Genomic DNA, 616 nt, shown 5'->3' with positions numbered 1-616 from the left:
GGTGGCGGCGGACGGGGGAGACCGGGCCGGGCGGCGCCGTCGAGCCGTGGACGGCGTCGGCGAACGACTGGGCCAGGTGCGGGTGCCGGCCCAGTGCACGTGCAGGTAGGACGCGCTGAGGGTCGGTCCGGCGAAGCCGACGTCGCCGGCGTCCAGCGACCAGGCCGGGCGGTCGCCGTGGACCGGCGTGACCGTCGTGCGGTGGAACTCGTGGGCGGTCGCGGCGGTGCCGGCCGGACCGAGCAGCTGGTCGGTGGCCAGGCGCGGTGCCCGGTACGACAGCGTCAGGCGCGGCGTCATGACGGCGTCCGCATCGAGCGCGCCGATCATCGGGTGCCCGTCGACCGAGCGGCACAGGTAGAGCAGGCCGGCGCACTCGGCGACGGTCGGGACGCCGTCGAGCACGGCCTGGCGCAGGTCGGCGCGCAGGCTCGTGTTGGCGCTCAGCGCCGCGGCGTGCACCTCGGGGAAGCCGCGCCCAGGTACAGGCCGCGGTGCCGGCGGGCAGGTGCCGGTCGCGGGCCGGGTCGAACGGCACGACGGTGCACCCGGCGGCCTCGAGCAGCTCGGTGGTCTCGGCGTAGCGGAAGGTGAACGCCCGCCCGGCGGCCACGGC

At 77.4% G+C, this 616-nt stretch carries 1 pseudogene; it reads right to left on the bottom strand.

Annotated elements, in window-relative coordinates:
* A pseudogene (locus AC2W7G_RS18055) lies at window positions 1-462 on the bottom strand (cobyrinate a,c-diamide synthase); the annotation flags it as partial.
* Between the last annotated feature and the right edge of the window lie 154 nt (window positions 463-616).

This window comes from Aeromicrobium sp. PFPM2_SD2, from assembly GCF_057364525.1.
This window is presented reverse-complemented; position numbering and strand designations above follow the sequence as displayed.